The sequence below is a fragment of the Halorubrum sp. AD140 genome (assembly GCF_034497445.1).
GTDB lineage: Archaea > Halobacteriota > Halobacteria > Halobacteriales > Haloferacaceae > Halorubrum.
On record NZ_JAXRUU010000159.1, the window covers coordinates 1 to 1,657 of the forward strand.

Annotated in this window: 1 protein-coding gene; it reads left to right on the forward strand. The window is 65.4% G+C overall.

All coding sequences use genetic code 11. The features are described from left to right. Window positions 1-1,521 (forward strand): ABC transporter substrate-binding protein (locus U4E84_RS16940; RefSeq protein WP_322533277.1); only part of this gene is annotated, 1,521 nt, incomplete at its 5' end. Window positions 1,522-1,657: the final 136 nt, after the last annotated feature.

Consider the following 1,657-nt stretch of genomic DNA (forward strand, 5'->3'; position numbering starts at 1 on the left):
GAGATGATCGACGCCGCTCGGTACGGGCCGGAAGTCGCCGCCGACAACGAGCTCCGCGGCGAGCGGTACGACGAGGTCTGGAACTACCTCGCCGAGGAGCGGTACAGCTCGATCACGCACTTCGGGCTCGAGACCGCGCTGACCAGTACTGACATCCACGGTTACTCGGTGTACCCGTTCAACGAGAGCGTGATGAGCTACGCCATGTACGCCCCGCAGGACGAGCAGGTCATGTGGATCGACCGCGAGAACGAGGCGTCCGAGGAGGAGGAGGACCTCGCGGACCTCGTCGAGGGCGGCTCGCTCGCCGGGGGGCTCGGCGCCAACATCGAGTCGTTCGACCCGCCCCACAGCAGCGACACCACCTCGACGATGGCACAGAACTTCATCTTCGAGGCGCTCACGACCAGCGACCGGGAGGGGAACGTCTACCCGTGGCTCGCCGAGAGCTACGAGCTGCTGGACGCGACCGACGTCACCGATGCCGACTACGCCGACTACATGAGCACGGTCGGCACCACCGACGACGACGCCGTCGACGCCGACGAGCAGGTCATCGTCCAGCATCCCGAGGACGACCCGGCCGAGGACGACGAGGTCCGCGTCCTCCTGCCGGACGACGCCGTCGAGGCGGCCGAAGACGGCACCTACGGGATGCACTACCGGTACGACCTCCGCGAGGGAGTCCAGTTCCACAACGGCGACGAGCTCACCGCGTCGGACGTCGTCGCGACGTACGAGTACGCCGAGAACTCACAGCTCGCGCCCCAAACGTTCGACTCCGTCCTCGCCGTGGTTGAGGAGGACGAGTACACCGTCGACATCTACGCGCAGATCGCCGACGCGGAGGCCGAGCGCAACCTGCCGGGACTGCTGATCCTCAACGAGAACCAGATCTCCGAGATCGAGAAGGGGAGCCTCGACCCGCGCGAGGACAACGAGCCCGTGGGAACCGGTCCGTACGAGTTCTCCGAGTTCGAGGACGAGCAGTACTTCGAGGTCACCAAGTTCGACGACTACTGGGTCGAGGACGTCGGCGTCTCCGAGGCGTTCGACTGGTTCGACGGCCCGTCGGAGTTCCCCGACGGCCCCGTCATTGACGCATTCGAACTCGATATCGTGCCGGACAACTCCACGCGATCCGCCGCGCTCCAGGAGGGCGAGATCGACTTGACCTACGGGCTCAACACCGGGACCCTCGACGACTTCGACTCCTCCGAGGACTACATCCTGTACAGCACCGAGGCCGGCGGCTACACCTACATCCAGTACCCGGTGAACGTCGAGCCGTTCGACGACCGCCGGGTGCGGCAGGCGATCAACCACCTCGTGCCGCGCGAGCAGATTGTCGAGAACGTCCTGAACGGCTTCGGGAGCCCGGCGTTCACCGACATCCCGACGCTCGCCCGCGGCGCGGGGACGGCGGACTACGACGAGCTCGAAGAGGAAGTGCGTCCGACCAACGAGTTCGATCCCGAGCGCGCCGCCGAGCTGCTCGAGGAAGTCGCGGCGGAGAACTGACGGTCCCCTCACGGACCGCGTTTCACAGTTTACACGCACATCCAACCACTTACAACCGATGGCTACCACCCTACCCACACGACGATGAGTCTCCAACGGTTCATCGTGAAACGCGCACTGTCGATAATCCCGATCA